We start from the raw sequence: 15,017 nt of genomic DNA, 5'->3' as shown, positions 1-15,017 counted from the left end.
CAGGTGATCGGCATGAAGCAGATGCTGACCCGGTTTCCGATCAGGCTGTTGCGCTGAGCTGGTCGGCCAGCAGGCCACCGGCCTCGGTCAGCCACCTCGTGGGTTCCTCCATCGCCGCGTCGACCGAGCCGGCGACATCCACCAGGGACACCGCCGCCGACACCGACCCGGGCACGGGCCCGGCCACCTGCCCGGCGACCACCGCGACGCGTACGCCGGTGGATGCCGCGGACTCCAGCAGCGAGCCGACCACCTTGCCGGTCAGCGAGGTCTGGTCGAACCGACCCTCGCCGGTGAGCACCACGTCCGCCCCGGCCACCGCCTCCACCAGGCCCACCAGCCCGGCGATCGTGGACGCGCCCGGCGTGATCCGCGCCCCCCACAACGCCGCCAGCCCGTACGCGGTGCCGCCCGCCGCACCGGCTCCCGGCTCCTCAGGGTCCCCGCCGGCCACCTCGGCGAGCCGGCGCAGCGCCGCGTCCAGCACCGCCACGTCCGCCGGGTCAGCGCCCTTCTGCGGCCCGAACACCGCGGCGGCGCCGGCCGGGCCAGTCAGCGGCGCGGTCACGTCCACCAGCAACTGCACCCCGCCGGGCGGGGCGGGAAGCAGATCCGCGGTGTCGATGTGGGCCAGGTCGGCCAGGGCGGCGCCGCCGAGCGGCAGGTCCCGGCCCTGGCCGTCGCGCAGCCGTAGGCCGAGGGCACGCATCGCGCCGGTGCCGCCGTCGGTGGACGCGGAGCCGCCGAGTCCGATGACGAGGCGGGTGGCCCCGGCGTCCAGCGCCGCCCGGGCGACCGCGCCGAGCCCGTACGTGTGGGCACCGAGCGGGTCCGGCGCGGCCATCAGCGGCAGGCCGCTGGACTGGGCGAGTTCCAGCACCGCAGCGCCGTCGGGCAGCAGCAGCCAGGCGGCGGACACCGGCCGGCCGTCGGGCCCAGGCACGGTCACCGTGCGGCGTTCGGCGTCGGGCAGGGCGGCGGCGAAGGCGTCAACGGTGCCTTCGCCGCCGTCGGCCAGCGGGAGCAGCCGTACGTCGTCACCGGGCCGATGGGCGAGCCAGCCGCCGGCGAGGGCGCGGGCGGCGTCGTCGGCGGGCACGCTGCCCTTGAACGAGTCCGGCGCGACGACGACCCGCATCAGTCCGCCAGGACCAGTTGGAGGTAGCGGTCCTTCATGGTGGCCAGGACCTCGTCGGGGTCGGTGGCCCACACGTCGGCGTTGAAGATCTCCACCTCGGTGTCGCCGGTGTAGCCGGCCCGCTCGACGGCCCGCCGGAACGGTGGGAAGTCGATGTGGCCGTCGCCCATCATGCCCCGGCCGAGCAGCACGTCCGCCGGGAGCGGGGTGAGGAAGTCGCAGACCTGGAAGCTGGCGATCCGGTCGCCGGCCCGTTCGATCTGCCGCCACACGTCCGGGTCCCACCAGATGTGGAAGGTGTCGACCACGACGCCCACCTGCGCGACCGGGAACGGTTCGGCGAGGTCGAGCGCCTGCCCCAGGGTGGACAGGACGGCCCGGTCGGCGCAGTACATCGGGTGCAGCGGCTCCAGCGCCAGCCGGACGCCGCGCTCGCCCGCGTACGGGGCCAGTTCGGCGAGCGCGTCGGCGACCCGCTGCCGGGCGCCGATCAGGTCGCGGGACCCGGGCGGCAGCCCGCCGACCACCATCACGAGGCAGTCGGTGCCGAGGCCGGCGGCCTCGTCGATGGCGCGCCGGTTGTCCTCCAGCGCGACGCGGCCGGCCTCGCCGCCGGCGGTGAGGAACCCGCCCCGGCACAGCGACGACACCCGCAGCCCCGCGTCGGCGACGAGCTTCGCGGCGGCCGGCACCCCGATCTCGGCCACCGGTTCGCGCCACAGCCCGATCGCCGGTATGCCGGCCCGGACGCAGCCCTCGACGGCCTCGCGCACCGACCAGCGTTCCGTGGTGCGCTGGTTGAGCGACAGCCGCGCCAGCCGCGGGTCGGTGGGGTTCACGCGGTCACCCCCGCGACCGACAGGTACCGGCGCATCCGGTCGACGGCCAGGTCGGGGTCGAGCAGCAGGCCGGCGGTGTCGGCGAGGCGGAACGCCTGCACCAGGTGCGGGACGCTGCGGCCGCTGTGCAGCCCGCCGACCATGGTGAACCCGGGTTGGAAGCCGTTGAGCCAGGACAGGAACGCGATGCCCGTCTTGTAGTACTGGGTCGGTGGGGCGAAGACGTGCCGGGACAGCGGCACGGTCGGGTCCAGGACGTCGCGGAAGCCCGCGGTGTCGCCGGCGTCGAGGCGTTGCAGGGCCGCCGAGGCGGCGGGGGCGATGGCGGCGAACGCGCCGAGCAGGGCGTGGCTGAACTGCCCGCCGTCGCCGGCGATCAGCTCGGGGTAGTGGTAGTCGTCGCCGGTGTAGACCTTGACGGTGGGCGGCAGCAGTTCGCGCAGCCGGACCTCCCGGGCGGCGTCGAGCAGCGAGACCTTCACCCCGTCGATGACGTTCGCGTGGGCGTGGATCAGCGCCACGAACGTCTTGGTCGCCTCGTCGAGGTCGGTCGACCCCCAGTAGCCGGCCAGGGCGGGGTCGAACATGTCGCCGAGCCAGTGCAGTACGACCGGCGCGCTGGTCTCCCGCAGCACCTGCTCGTAGACGCGCAGGTAGTCGTCCGGCCCGGTGGCCAGGGCGGCGAGCTGCCGGCTGGCCATGATCACCGCGGTCGCGCCGCAGTTCTGCACGAAGGCGACCTGTTCGGCGTACGCGGTGACGACCTCGTCGAGGGTGTCGGGCACGGCGGTGAGCTGGTCGGTGGCCGCGCCGGCCACGATCCGCCCGCCGCAGGCGGCGGCCTCGGCGGCGCTGCGGCGGATCAGCTCCCGGGTGGCGGCCCAGTCCAGCCCCATGCCGCGCTGGGCGGTGTCCATCGCCTCGGCGACGCCGAGCCCCCAGGACCAGAGGTTGCGGCGTACCCCGAGCGTGGCGTCCCAGTCCAGCCGGGCGGGCTGGCCGGGGGCGTTGTCGGCGTACGGGTCGGCGACCACGTGCGCCGCCGCGTACGCGATCCGGCTGGCCGGTAGCGCGGCGGGCCGCTGCCAGCCGGCCGGCTCGCGCAGGGTCAGCGTCTCGGCACCGCCGCCCGGGGTGGGCAGGGTGATCCGCGCGGTCACAGCGTGATCTCCTCGATCTCCACCCGGCGGCCCTCGCGGGCGGAGCGCAGCCCGGCCTCGGCGAGCTGCACGCCGCGGACGCCGGCCAGGAAGTCCCACGGGAACGGCTCGTCGTCGACGACGTGGCGCAGGAACGCCTCCCACTGGACCTTGAACCCGTTGTCGAACTCCTCGTTGTCCGGCACGGTCTGCCACTGGGCGCGGAAGTTCTCGGTGACCGGCAGGTCCGGGTTCCACACCGGCATCGGGGTGGCGCCGCGGTGCTGGATGCGGCAGTTCCGCAGGCCCGCGACGGCGCTGCCGTGGGTGCCGTCGACCTGGAACTCGACCAGCTCGTCCCGGTACACCCGCACCGCCCAGGACGAGTTGATCTGCGCGGTGATGCCGCCGGCCAGCTCGAAGATGCCGTACGCGGCGTCGTCGGCGGTGGCCCGGTAGGTCTGGCCGTTCTCGTCGACCCGCTCGGGGATGTGGGTGGCGATGTGCGCGGTCACCGCGGTCACCGGGGCGAAGATCTGCTCCAGCACGTAGTGCCAGTGCGGGAACATGTCCACGGTGATGCCGCCGCCGTCCTCGGTGCGGTAGTTCCAGCTCGGCCGCTGGGCGTCCTGCCAGTCGCCCTCGAACACCCAGTAGCCGAACTCGCCGCGCACCGACAGGATCCGGCCGAAGAACCCGCCGTCGACCAGCCGCTTGAGCTTGCGCAACCCGGGCAGGAACAGCTTGTCCTGCACCACACCGTTCTTGACGCCCTTGGCGGCGGCGAGCCGGGCCAGCTCCAGCGATCCGGTCAGCTCCTCCGCGAGGGGCTTCTCCGTGTAGACGTGCTTGCCGGCCTCGATCGCCGCCCGGATCGCCTTCTCCCGCTGCGCGGTCACCTGCGCGTCGAAGTAGATCTGGTGGGAGTCGTCGGCGAGCGCGGCGTCCAGGTCGGTGGTGTACGACGTCAGCCCGTGCCGGGCGGCGATCTCGGCGAGCTTGGCCTCGTTACGGCCCACCAGGGTCAGCTCCGGCCAGATGCGGCTGCCGTCGCGGGCCGGCAGTCCGCCCTGCTCGCGGATGGCGAGCAGGGACCGGACGAGGTGCTGGCGGTAGCCCATCCGTCCGGTCACGCCGTTGAGGATGATCCCGATAGACGTGCGCTCCACGTGTGTTTCCTTCCCAGGTCCGGTGGTTATTCGGCGGTCGTCGTCGCACCCAGCAGGTCGCGGATGCGTCCCGTGGCGCGGGCGAACTCCGGCTCGGACATCGTCTGGCCGTAGTCACGCTCGACCGGGAGGTCGACGTCGATGACCTCGGCGACGGTGCCGGGTCGAGGGGTCATGACGATCACCCGGTTGGCCAGGTAGACCGCCTCGGCGATGGAGTGGGTGACGAGCAGGACCGTGGTGCCCGTCTCCCGCCAGATCCGCCGCAGCTCGACGTTCATCTGCTCCCGGGTGAGGGCGTCCAGGGCCCCGAACGGCTCGTCCATCAGCAGGACCGGGGGGCGGTGCAGCAGCGCGCGGCACAGGGCCACGCGCTGCTGCATCCCACCGGACAGCTCGTTCGGGTACGCGTCCTCGAAGCCGGTCAGCCCGGTCATCTCGATCAGTTCGTCGACGCGCTGGCGTACCTGCGCCTTGGGCAGGCGCCGCATCTCCGCCTGGAGCAGGATGTTGCGCCGGGCCGTACGCCACTCCAGCAGCGCGGCGCGCTGGAAGACGTACCCGATGTCGCGCCGCGGCCCCCGCACGTCCTCGCCGTGCAGGCGGACCTGGCCGGACGAGGGCCGCAGCAGGCCGGACACCAGCTTCAGCAGCGTCGACTTGCCGCAGCCGGAGGCGCCGACGATCGAGACGAACTCGCCCGGCTCGATCCGCAGCGAGACGTCGCGCAGCGCGGTGACGTCCTTCTTCTTGGTACGGAAGCGGACCGCGACCTGGTCGATCTCGACGGCGGCGCCGGTGGTCGTGGCGTCGTCGGGTCGCTGCGTGGTGGTGTTGCCGACCGTCATCGGTTCATCCCTTCGGGGCGAAGCTCGCGTCCCAGTACGCCGACGGCGACTCCGCCTTGCTGATCACACCCGCGTCGGCGAAGACGGTGATGGTCTTGGTCCAGTCGGCTTCGTCGTTGACGCCCGGGGCCTGGCCCTTGGTGGCGTCGGTGTGGAGCAGCTGCAGCGTGGCGTTGAACTGGTCGGTGAGCACCTTCTCCGACGGCAGCTGCTGGGAGGCGCCCTGCATCGCCGTGACGGCGCCGGCCGCGTCCTTCTCGGCGGCGGCCCAGGCCTCGCTGCTGGCCGCGACCATCCGCTTCACCAGGTCCTGCTTGTTCTTGATGGTGTCGGTGGAGGCGATCAGGCCGTTGCTGTAGAAGCTCAGGCCGTGCTCGGCGAACTTGAGGTAGGAGACCTGCTTGCCGGCCTTCTCCTGCATCGTCGGGCCCTGGTCGGTGGCGAAGCCCAGCAGCGCGTCGGTCTTGCCCGACATGACCGCGGCCATCTTGCCGGCCGGGTCGGTGTTCTGCAGGGTCACGTCGGTCGGGGCGAGGCCGTTGGCCTTGAGGAAGGCCGGGAACGTCTTGCTCAGCGCGTCACCGGCGGTGGAGGCGATGGTCTTGCCCTTGAGGTCGGCGGGGGAGCTGATGTTCTTGTCGCTGAAGAACTGCACCGACGACGGGGTGGTCTGCAGGAACACGCCGACGCTCTTGACGTTCATGCCCTGCCCGACGGCCGACAGCAGGGCCGGGGTGTCGGCCCAGCCGAAGTCGGTCTGCCCGGCGGCGGTGGCCTGCACGGTCTTCTGCGAGCCCTGCCCGGCCTGGATGGTCAGGTCGATGCCGTGCTTGGCGAAGATGCCCTGCTTCTTGCCGTAGTAGAACGGGGCGTGCTCGCCGTACGGGTACCAGTTGAGGGTGAGGGTGACCTTGTCCAGGCCCTGGGCGTTCTTGGCCTGCTCGTCCGAGGACGAGCCGCAGGCGGCGGTGGTGGCGAGTATCAGCGCCGGCACGAGGGCGGCGACGAGGGTGCGCAACTTCATGGGACGGTTCTCCTATTCAGAGCGACGTCGTAGCGGCGTCGGTACGGCGACTCGCGTGCCATGGAAGGACGAGGTACTCGAGCAGTTCCACGGCCACGAACAGGACGACGCCGAGCAGCGACATGATGAGCAGCCCGGCGAAGAGCGTCGGGGTGTCGAGGTTGCCGTTGGCCTGCAGGATCACGTAGCCGAGGCCCTCGTTGGCGCCGACGAACTCGCCCACCACGGCGCCGGTGACGGCCATCGTGGCGGCGACCTTGAGGCCGGCGAACAGGTGCGGCAGGGCAGCCGGGAAGCGGATTTTCGTGAACGTCTGCCCCGGGCCCGCGCCCATGGTCGCCGACAGTTGCAGCATCTCCGGGTCGATCGACTTCAGGCCGGTGACCGTGGAGATGACGATCGGGAAGAAGGCCATCAGGACCGCGACGACGACCTTCGGGGTGAGCCCGAAGCCGAGCCACACGATGAACAGCGGCGCGATGGCGATCTTCGGGATGACCTGGGCGAACAGCAGCAGCGGGTAGAGGCTCTTCTCGACCGTCGGGGAGTACACCATGACGACGGCGGAGACGACGCCGACCACGATCGCGATCGCGAAACCCAGGATGGTTTCGTAGGTGGTGATCCAGGTGTGGTGCGCGAAGTAGCCGGTCTGGGCGGTCACGACGTCCAGCGTCGTGCCCGGTGAGGGAACCAGATACGGCTTGACCAGGTCCGCCGCGGTCACCGCCCACCACACGACGAAGATCGCCGCGAGGACGGCGGCGGGGCGCCAGGTGCTGCGGGCGAACCGGAGCAGGCCGGCGCCGGCGCCGGACCGGCGGCGGGCGGCCGGCGCGGGGGTGCGGACGGGGGCGCTGGGCTCCCATTGCTCGATGGTGCTCTGCGCGGCCATGACCCTCCGTTCTCCTTGGCTGGCCGGTGATCCCGGGTTCTCAGCCGCTGGGTAGGCGCGTGCCGTCGGCACGACCGGACGGCCCCGGTGAGGACGGGGAACCGGCCCTGAATGCGCTTTCAGTAAGCGCTTTCAGGGTGCTACGGTAACCACGCCGAAATAATCCGGTCAAGAAGTTCCGCAGGGGGAAACTCATGCAGCCACGGACCCACGTGACGCTGGAAGACGTGGCCAGAGCCGCCGAGGTCTCACTCGCCACGGCCTCCCGCGCACTCAACGGCATGCGGGTCACCCCGCAACTGCGCGACCGGGTCCTGGCCGCCGCCGAGCAGCTCGCGTACACCCCCAACGCGCACGCCCGCGCCCTGGCCGGCGCCTCCCACCGCACCGTCGGTGTCATCTGCCACGACGTCAGCGACCCCTACTTCGCCGCCGTCGCCGGCGGCGTCATGCGGGTCGCCGGCGACAACGACCTGCTCGTGATGCTGGCCAGCACCTTCCGCGACCCCGAGCGGGAGATCGCGTACGTGTCGATGCTGCGCGCCGAACGCGCCCCGGCCATCCTGCTCACCGGTTCCGGGTTCGAGGACCCCCGCTGGGAACGGGCCATGGAAGCCGAGCTCAAGCCCTACCTCGACGGCGGGGGACGGGTCGCGGTCGTCAGCCGGCACCGCAGCCTCAAGGTCGACAGCGTCCTGCCGGAGAACCGGGCCGGGGCGGCGGCGATGGCTCGCGCCCTGCTCGACCTCGGCCACCGGCGCTTCGCCGTGCTCGCCGGGCCACCCGCCCTGACCACCGTCGCCGACCGCCTCGGCGGCTTCCGCGACGAACTCAAGAAGGCCGGCGTACCCCTGGCCGCGACCGACATCGTCGAGGCCCCCTTCACCCGCGACGGCGGCTACGGCGCCATGACCGAACTGCTCGCCCGCGGGCTGACCGCCACCTGCGTGTTCGCGCTGACCGACGTGATGGCCATCGGCGCCTGCGCCGCGCTGCGCGACCACGGACTCTCCGTGCCCGACGACGTCTCCGTCGCCGGCTTCGACGACATCCCCATCGTCCGCGACCTCACCCCGCCGCTGACCACCGTCGCCCTGCCGCTGCAGCAGCTCGGGGAGAAGGCGATGCAGATGGCGCTCACCGAGAACACCGGACGGCGCCGCCGCATCGTCCGGCTCGGCGGCGAGGTGGTCATCCGCGCCAGCACCGCCAAGCTGGTCTGACGAAAGGCATCAGGTGCTCTCACCCGCCACCGCCCTGTCCGGGCTGACCATCGACGCCATCCAGACGTACGCCGTCGCGCTGCCCACCGTGCGTTCGTTCGGGGTGTCCGGCGGATCCGTCGCCGTCGCCGGCACACCCAGCATCCGCGTCCTGGTGAAGGTCACCGCCGGCGGCGTCACCGGCTGGGGCGAGGCCACCCCGATCCCGGCGTGGACCTACGAGACGGCCGAATCCATCGTCACCACCATCGACCGGTACCTCGCCCCGGCCATCCTCGGCCGCCCCGCCTGGGACCTGGACGGCGTCACCACCGCCTTCGACCGCGCCGTCAACCGTGGCTTCACCATCGGCTCCCCCCTCGCCAAGAGCGCGGTCGACGTCGCCCTGCACGACCTGCTCGGCCGCGCGCTGGGCGTGTCCGTGGGCGTGCTGTGGGGGCAGCGACGCCGGGAGAGCGTCCAGCTCGGCTGGATCGTCTCCGGCCAGACCCCGGGGGAGGTCGCCGACGCCGTCGCGGAGGGCAGCGACCTCGGCTACCGGGCGTTCAAGGTGAAGGTCGGCCTGCACACCGAGGCCGAGGACGCCGCCGTGGTGCGGGCCGTCCGCGAGGCCGCACCCGACGCCCCGCTGTGGGTGGACGCCAACCAGGCGTACACCGTCGACGGGGCGCTGCGGATGGCCCGCCGCCTCGCCGACCTCGACGTCGCCGCGTTCGAGCAGCCGCTACCGGCCAACGACGTCGCCGGCCAGCGCCGCCTGCGGGAGACCTCGCCCATCCCGGTCGCGCTCGACGAGAGCCTGCGCCACCCGAGCGACCTGGCGACGTTCGTGAAGCTGAACGCGGTGGACGTGGCCATCGCCAAGGTGCAGCGCAGCGGCGGCCTGACGTTGTCCCGGCGGCTCTGCGCCCTGGCCGAGGACGCCGGGGTACGGCTGATGGGATCCGGGCTCACCGACTCCGACCTGGGGCTGGCCGCGTCGCTGCACCTGTTCGCCGCGTACGGCATCGACACGCCCGTCGACCTGAACGGGCGGCAGTTCCTCACCTCCTCCTACGCCACCGGGGCGACGGTCGAGGTCAAGGACGGTGTCGCCCGGGTGCCGACCGGGCCGGGGCTCGGCGTCGAGGTGGACGAGTCGGTGGTGCGGGATCTCGCCGTGGACGTGCTCGCCCGCTGACCAGGGCGACGGGGCCTGCCGGCCCGTTTGCGTGACGACGGCGCCCCTCAGGCGAGGCACTTCGTCACGGCTTCGGCACCTCGAACTGCCGACGCCGTGACGGGATGCCGACCGGGCGGATTCACCACCGACGGCACGGATTCACCTGGCGGGGGCGCTTCATTCGTCGCGCCCGACACCGCGATCGGGTGCGGTCATGTCCCCCGTGCCGGGCGTGCCCTCGGCGAGCCCGTAGCGCAGGTACACGGTGCCCTTCGGATTGGCTACCGGCGGTTCGAGAAGCGTGACGTTCGTGGGCACCGCGCCACCGTCGAACACCTTCTTGCCGACGCCGAGCACGATCGGGTGCACCCAGAGGTCGAGGCGGTCGAAGAGCTTCTCGCGCAGGAGGGTCTGCACCAGGTTCAGGCTCCCGACGACCTTCACGTGCTCGTGCCGGTCACGGATCTCGCGCACCGCGCCGGCCAGATCCGGGCCGAGCTGCGTGGACCCGGCCCACGAGAGGTCGGGCCTGCCGCGGGAGGCCACGTACTTCGGGACGCGGTTGAAGAGCGTGGCGATCTCGTTGTCCTGGCCGCCCTCCTGGTGCGGCCAGTAGGCGGCGAAGATGTCGTACGTCCGCCGGCCGAGCAGGAGAGCGTCCGTGCCCTCGTACGCGGCAACGACCTGCGCCCCGGAGACCTCGTCCAGCAGCGGCGCCTGCCAGCCGCCGAACGGGAACCCCACCGGATCCTCGTCGGGGCCGCCGGGCGCCTGCCCGACGAGGTCGAGGGTGGCGAACAGCTCGATGTGGATGAGGCCCATGCCCTACTCCCGATGAGTTGGTTGTCTCAGTCGATAGGTAGACCTGTGGGCGCCGGCAGACTCATCGCTGCGACCGGCCAGCCGACCCTCCGGCAGGGCCATCCGCAGCAGCTCGGTGGTCGCCGGGCCGGGTGGCGCGGACGCGGACACGGCCACCGACACCTGCCAGGTCGGGCCGTCCTGGGCGGCGAGCGCGGCGACGTGCAGCCCCTTGGCGTGCGGCTTGCGGGTCACCGGGGCCGGCACCAGCGCCACGCCGAGCCCCTGATGGACGAAGTCGAGCAGGGTGTGCACGTCGTTGACCTCGACCGAGATGCGGCGCTCGGCGTCCGCCCGGGCGAACGTCTGGTCGTTGACCCGCCGGGCGCCCCAGTCGGTGCTGAAGTCGACGAAGTCCTCGTCCACCAGAGCCGCCACGTCGACGGTGTCCCGCTCGGCGAGCGGGTGCGCCGGGTGGCAGAGCAGGACCATCTGCTCGGTCGCCAGCGGCAGCAGGCGTACGCCGTCCGGCGGCGGGCCGGGCAGCGCCACGAAGCCCACGTTGAGGCGGCCCAGCCGGACCTGCTCGGTCACCTGGCCGGAGCCGGCGTAGCGCAGCCGGATCTCCACGCCGGGGTGGGCGCGGCGGAACGATGCCAGCACGGGAGGCAGGTCGATCACGCCCAGGCACTGCTCGGAGCCGACGGTGAGGCTGCCGCGCAGCAGCCCCCGTACGGCGGCCACGGCGTTGCGGGCCGCGGTCGCGCTGGCCAGCGTCCGGTGTGCCTCCGCGAGCAGCGCCCGGCCGGCGTCGGTCAGCTCCACCCGGCGGGTGCTGCGGACGAACAGTTCGGCGTCGAGGTCCCGCTCCAGGGAGCGGATGGCGGCGGACAAACCGGACTGCGCGACGCGCATCCGTTCCGCCGCCCGGGTGAAGTGGCGTTCCTCGGCGACCGCCACGAAGTACTCCAGGTGTCGCAGCTCCACGATTGAGCAGTCTAGGTGCTGATTCCGAGCGGTTTCTTCTGTTGGACTGCGAGCGGGCGCGGTACCAGGCTGGAAACCTGGACCCGTGAGTGCGGGGCCGCGACGAGGAGGTCTGTGCCATGCAAAGCCGCCGCATCGGCGACGTCGAGGTGAGCGCGATCGGTCTCGGTGGCATGCCGATGTCGATCGAGGGCCGCCCCGACGAGCAGCGCTCGATCCGGACCATCCACGCAGCGCTGGACGCGGGCGTCACGCTGATCGACACCGCGGACGCCTATCACCTCCACGCCGACGAGGTGGGCCACAACGAGTCCCTGATCGCCCGCGCGCTGGCCACGTACGGCGGCGACACGTCGACCGTGCTGGTCGCCACCAAGGGCGGGCACCTGCGGCCGGGCGACGGCAGCTGGACGATCAACGGCTCCCCGGAGTACCTCGCCCGCGCCTGCGACGCCTCGCTCAAGCGCCTCGGCGTCGAGGCCATCGGCCTCTACCAGCACCACCGCCCGGACCCGCGGGTCCCGTACGCCGACTCCATCGGCGCCATCCGTGACCTGCTCGACGCCGGCAAGATCCGGATGGCCGGCATCTCGAACGCGAATCCGGAACAGATCCGCGAGGCCCAGGAGATCCTCGGCGGCCGACTGGTGTCGGTGCAGAACCAGTTCTCACCGGCGTTCCGGTCCTCCGAGCCCGAGCTGCAGCTCTGCGACCAGCTCGGCATCGCCTTCCTGCCCTGGTCGCCGCTGGGCGGCATCGGCCGCGCCGACCAGTTGGGCGGCCACGCCGCCGCCTTCACGGCCGTCGCCCAACGCCACGGCGTGAGCCCGCAGCGTGTCTGCCTCGCCTGGCACCTGGCCAAGTCCCCGGTCGTCATCCCGATCCCCGGCGCCAGCCGCCCGGAGACCATCCGCGACTCGGCGCAGGCGCCGGAGCTCACCCTCACCGCCGAGGACCTCGACGCCCTGGGCTGAACCGGGCAGCCATGACACCGCGCGGGATGGCGGCGCACGCCGTCGCCATCCCGTTCACCCTGATCCGAGGAGCGCCATGACCACCAGTTATCTCGCCGCCCCCGACCGGTACGGCGCCATGGAGTACCGCCGGTGCGGCCGCAGCGGCCTGAAACTGCCCGCCGTGTCGCTCGGACTGTGGCACAACTTCGGCGACAACCGGCCCCTGGAGACCCAGCGGGCCATCCTCCGCCGCGCCTTCGACCTGGGCATCACCCACTTCGATCTCGCCAACAACTACGGCCCGCCGTACGGCTCGGCGGAGGAGAACTTCGGCCGGATCCTCGTTACCGACTTCCGGGCGTACCGTGACGAGCTGGTCATCTCGACGAAGGCCGGCTACGACATGTGGCCCGGGCCGTACGGCGAGTGGGGCTCCCGGAAGTACCTGACCGCGTCGCTGGACCAGTCGCTCACGCGGATGGGCCTGGACTACGTCGACATCTTCTACTCCCACCGCTTCGACCCGGAGACCCCGCTCGAAGAGACGATGGGGGCCCTGGACGCGGCGGTGCGTGCCGGCAAGGCGTTGTACGTCGGCATCTCCTCCTACTCCCCGGCGAAGACCGCCGAGGCCGCCGCGATCCTCCGCGATCTCGGTACGCCGCTGCTGATCCACCAGCCGTCGTACTCGATGTTGAACCGGTGGATCGAGAACGGGCTGCTGGACACGCTCGAACGGGAAGGCGTCGGCTGCATCGGTTTCTCCCCGCTCGCCCAGGGCATGCTCACCGACCGCTACCTGGGCGGCGTACCCGAGGACTCGCGCGCCAGCGCCGGCAGCTCGCTGTTTCCGGAATGGCTGACCGAGGAGAACCTGGACAAGATCCGGAACCTCAATGCCATCGCCGCCCGGCGCGGGCAGAGCCTCGCGCAGCTGGCGATCGCCTGGACGCTGCGCGACCCACGGATGACCTCCACGGTGCTCGGCGCCAGCAGCGTGGCCCAGCTGGAGGCGAACGTGGCGGCGTTGGACAACACCACGTTCACCGGGGACGAGCTGGCCGAGATCGACCGGTACGCCACGGAGTCCGGCATCAACCTCTGGGCCCGCTCCAGCGCCGGCTGAGGCGCCGCTGCACCGCGAGCGGCTGCGCGAGGCCCCGGGCTGGCCGACGGCACGAAAGCCTGACTAAAGTCAGGCATATGAGGTCGGAGTTCATCGCCACCGTCCGGCGGTTCAACCGCACGGTCACCCAGCGGGTCGGCGCGCTCGATGACCAGTACATGTCCCGCGACCGCCCGCTCGCGCAGGCGCGCGTGCTGTGGGAGATCGGCCCCGACGGCGCTGAGGTCGCGGCGCTGCGGGCCCGGCTCGGGTTGGACTCCGGGCATCTCAGCCGGCTGCTGCGCACCCTGGAGGGCGACGGGCTGGTGACGGTCGGGCCGGCCGACCGGGCCGGCGGCGACGGACGGGTACGGGTCGCCGCGCTCACCGAGGCCGGTCGGGCGGAGTGGGCCGAGCTGGACAAGCGGTCCGACGACCTCGCGTGGTCCATCCTCGAACCGCTCAGCGAGCAGCGCCGCGAGCGTCTCGTCGCGGCGATGGCCGAGGTGGAACGGCTGCTGGTCAGCTCGATGGTGGTGATCGAGCCGTGCCCACCGGGGGACCCCCGAGCCCGCGCGTGCGTACGGGCGTACGCCCGGGAGGTTGCGCAGCGGTTCGACGAGGGGTTCGACCCGGCGCTGAGCAACCCGGTGCGCGACGAGGAACTCCTCCCACCCGCCGGCGTGTTCCTGCTCGCCACCCTCAACGGCGAGCCCGTCGGCTGCGGCGCGCTCAAGCTCCACGCGGGCGCACCCGCGGAGATCAAGCGGGTCTGGGTGGCGGACAGCGTACGCGGGCACGGGATCGGCCGACGGATCCTGGCTCAGCTCGAGCGGCACGCCGCCGACCACGGCTGGACCGCCGTCCGGCTGGACACCAACCGCAACCTCACCGAGGCGATCGCCCTGTACCGCGCCGCCGGCTACCAGGAGATCGCCCCGTACAACACGGAACGCTACGCGCATCACTGGTTCGAGAAGCGCCTCGCACCGTGACGTGGCCGAGTGCGGCATCCCGGCTCAACCGGTGGCGCCGGTGAAGCCCCTGACCGATGAGCAGCGGGGTGAAGCCGGGCGGGCCGGGGTGGCCCGCCGCGGCTACCTCCCCACTAGTCCCCGGCCGTCACGGTAAAGGTGAACCCGGTGCTCGTCGGACGGCGTAGCGGACTGTCGCACTTGACCCGGCGCAGTACCTCGTTCCTGCTGAGGCCGAGCCCGTGCGCGATGAGCCGTTCCGGGCGCACCGGTACCGGATCCTCGAAGACGACCTCGACCTGGACCGGCCACGCCTCGTCGAGCCATGCCGACGGGGTGTCCAGCCGCCACGCCCCCGTCCAGTCCAGGGTGAAGCGGTTGCGCCGGGCCAGCAGCGGATCCAACAGCCTGGACGCCACCAGTTCCGGATCGTTGACGCCGTAGCCGTGGAGCTCGGCCGGATCGAAGGATCTGACCGGCGCTCGCTCGTGCACGGTGAGCTTGCTCGTCCGATCGCAGGATACGCAGCGGACCAGCAGCCACACGTCCAGCAGCTTGCCGTTGGCGTTGACGCGGAACCTGCCCTCGCCGGTGGTGGCCGACTCCGACCGGCAGTCCACGCACCGCAACGACAGCAGAGGCAGCCTGGTCCGACGAACGACCCAGGGCAGCACGATATGAGGTTGTGAAGACACGATGTCTCTAGACCTGATCTCTCTAGACCTGACACGAGGCCGAATACGCGCGACCTCAAGCG

Annotated in this window: 15 protein-coding genes; 5 read left to right on the top strand and 10 right to left on the bottom strand. The window is 72.0% G+C overall.

Going from position 1 to position 15,017, the window contains the following annotated elements; genetic code table 11:
* Positions 1-40: 40 nt before the first annotated feature.
* From ACGFI9_RS09765 to ACGFI9_RS09735, 7 genes are read right to left on the bottom strand one after another with little or no spacing between them, the layout of a single operon-like run.
* Entirely contained in the window at positions 41-1,138 is a 1,098-nt protein-coding gene (locus ACGFI9_RS09765; protein ID WP_393176985.1) for a glycerate kinase, read from the bottom strand.
* Complete coding sequence (locus ACGFI9_RS09760; RefSeq protein ID WP_393176983.1) at positions 1,138-1,977, bottom strand: sugar phosphate isomerase/epimerase family protein; 840 nt, start codon at positions 1,975-1,977, stop codon at positions 1,138-1,140. The genes ACGFI9_RS09765 and ACGFI9_RS09760 overlap by 1 nt, the downstream gene beginning before the upstream one ends.
* The gene (locus tag ACGFI9_RS09755) at positions 1,974-3,137 is read right to left on the bottom strand and encodes a dihydrodipicolinate synthase family protein (protein ID WP_393176981.1); all 1,164 of its coding nucleotides are present in this window, start codon (positions 3,135-3,137) and stop codon (positions 1,974-1,976) included. The genes ACGFI9_RS09760 and ACGFI9_RS09755 overlap by 4 nt, the downstream gene beginning before the upstream one ends.
* Positions 3,134-4,285, bottom strand: coding sequence for a Gfo/Idh/MocA family protein (locus ACGFI9_RS09750; protein WP_393176979.1), 1,152 nt, complete (start codon positions 4,283-4,285; stop codon positions 3,134-3,136). The genes ACGFI9_RS09755 and ACGFI9_RS09750 overlap by 4 nt, the downstream gene beginning before the upstream one ends.
* A gap of 26 nt (positions 4,286-4,311) precedes the next feature.
* Positions 4,312-5,133, bottom strand: a complete 822-nt coding sequence (locus ACGFI9_RS09745; protein ID WP_393176977.1) for an ABC transporter ATP-binding protein — start codon at positions 5,131-5,133, stop codon at positions 4,312-4,314.
* Positions 5,134-5,137: 4 nt separating this feature from the next.
* Entirely contained in the window at positions 5,138-6,157 is a 1,020-nt protein-coding gene (locus tag ACGFI9_RS09740) for an ABC transporter substrate-binding protein (protein ID WP_393176975.1), read from the bottom strand.
* A gap of 16 nt (positions 6,158-6,173) precedes the next feature.
* A complete protein-coding gene (locus ACGFI9_RS09735; protein WP_393176973.1) occupies positions 6,174-7,052 on the bottom strand; it encodes an ABC transporter permease in 879 nt (292 codons plus the stop codon).
* Between the two features lie 194 nt (positions 7,053-7,246).
* Here ACGFI9_RS09735 and ACGFI9_RS09730 point away from each other — a divergent pair, with 194 nt between their 5' ends.
* Together ACGFI9_RS09730 and ACGFI9_RS09725 are read left to right on the top strand one after the other, a co-directional pair.
* Positions 7,247-8,275 (top strand): LacI family DNA-binding transcriptional regulator, encoded by a 1,029-nt coding sequence (locus ACGFI9_RS09730; protein ID WP_393176971.1) that lies wholly within the window; start codon positions 7,247-7,249, stop codon positions 8,273-8,275.
* Positions 8,276-8,288: 13 nt separating this feature from the next.
* Positions 8,289-9,455: a mandelate racemase/muconate lactonizing enzyme family protein gene (locus ACGFI9_RS09725; protein ID WP_393176969.1), complete on the top strand. Its 1,167-nt coding sequence runs from the start codon at positions 8,289-8,291 to the stop codon at positions 9,453-9,455.
* Between the two features lie 159 nt (positions 9,456-9,614).
* On the opposite strand, the gene ACGFI9_RS09720 is transcribed toward ACGFI9_RS09725, so the two are convergent.
* Together ACGFI9_RS09720 and ACGFI9_RS09715 are read right to left on the bottom strand one after the other, a co-directional pair.
* On the bottom strand, positions 9,615-10,259 hold the full coding sequence (locus tag ACGFI9_RS09720; RefSeq protein WP_393176967.1) for a dihydrofolate reductase family protein: 645 nt from the start codon (positions 10,257-10,259) through the stop codon (positions 9,615-9,617).
* 3 nt (positions 10,260-10,262) lie between these two features.
* Complete coding sequence (locus ACGFI9_RS09715; protein ID WP_393176965.1) at positions 10,263-11,225, bottom strand: LysR family transcriptional regulator; 963 nt, start codon at positions 11,223-11,225, stop codon at positions 10,263-10,265.
* A gap of 119 nt (positions 11,226-11,344) precedes the next feature.
* Here ACGFI9_RS09715 and ACGFI9_RS09710 point away from each other — a divergent pair, with 119 nt between their 5' ends.
* The 3 genes from ACGFI9_RS09710 (at position 11,345) to ACGFI9_RS09700 (ending at position 14,281) form a co-directional block, all read left to right on the top strand.
* Positions 11,345-12,199 (top strand): aldo/keto reductase, encoded by an 855-nt coding sequence (locus ACGFI9_RS09710; protein ID WP_393176963.1) that lies wholly within the window; start codon positions 11,345-11,347, stop codon positions 12,197-12,199.
* A 76-nt stretch (positions 12,200-12,275) separates the two neighbouring features.
* Positions 12,276-13,307, top strand: coding sequence for an L-glyceraldehyde 3-phosphate reductase (mgrA, locus tag ACGFI9_RS09705; RefSeq protein ID WP_393176961.1), 1,032 nt, complete (start codon positions 12,276-12,278; stop codon positions 13,305-13,307).
* 77 nt (positions 13,308-13,384) lie between these two features.
* Entirely contained in the window at positions 13,385-14,281 is an 897-nt protein-coding gene (locus ACGFI9_RS09700) for a GNAT family N-acetyltransferase (RefSeq protein WP_393176959.1), read from the top strand.
* 113 nt (positions 14,282-14,394) lie between these two features.
* On the opposite strand, the gene ACGFI9_RS09695 is transcribed toward ACGFI9_RS09700, so the two are convergent.
* Positions 14,395-14,880 (bottom strand): DUF1062 domain-containing protein, encoded by a 486-nt coding sequence (locus tag ACGFI9_RS09695; protein WP_393176957.1) that lies wholly within the window; start codon positions 14,878-14,880, stop codon positions 14,395-14,397.
* Positions 14,881-15,017: the final 137 nt, after the last annotated feature.

It is taken from the genome of Micromonospora sp. NPDC048930, from assembly GCF_043197935.1.
Taxonomy (GTDB): Bacteria; Actinomycetota; Actinomycetes; order Mycobacteriales; family Micromonosporaceae; genus Micromonospora.
The sequence above is the reverse complement of the archived record's forward strand: the minus strand, read 5'-3'. Positions and strand labels throughout refer to the sequence as shown.